Source organism: Herbaspirillum sp. WGmk3, from assembly GCF_023952535.1.
In the GTDB taxonomy this organism is placed as follows: Bacteria; Pseudomonadota; Gammaproteobacteria; order Burkholderiales; family Burkholderiaceae_D; genus Herbaspirillum; species Herbaspirillum huttiense.
This window is the reverse complement of the sequence record NZ_JAKYWT010000138.1, coordinates 1-245: the sequence shown is the minus strand read 5'-3', so window position 1 is coordinate 245 and position 245 is coordinate 1. Positions and strand designations below refer to the sequence as shown.

Annotated in this window: 1 protein-coding gene; it reads left to right on the top strand. The window is 68.2% G+C overall.

What is annotated here, in order from left to right; translation table 11 throughout:
- The coding region (locus tag MKD49_RS26230; protein WP_371925525.1) for a DUF2946 family protein at positions 1-245 on the top strand (245 nt) is incomplete at both ends.

Below are 245 nucleotides of genomic sequence, written 5' to 3'. Positions count from 1 at the left end.
GCCAGCTTGCGGATCATGCCGGCACGCAGGCGCACGCTCGCCGCCCAGCTTGGGCTGCTGGCGTTCGTCCTCATCATGCTGGCGCCACTGGCGTCGCAACTGTGTGCCGAGCCAGCTGACTGGCGCTGGCTGAACGAGCTTGGCTGTCATGACGGGGCGGGCAGCGTGCCGGCCCCAACGAGCAGCTCCAGCCCAGTGTTGCAGGTGGATGCCTGCGGCTACTGCTCGCTGCTCTCGCATTGTCC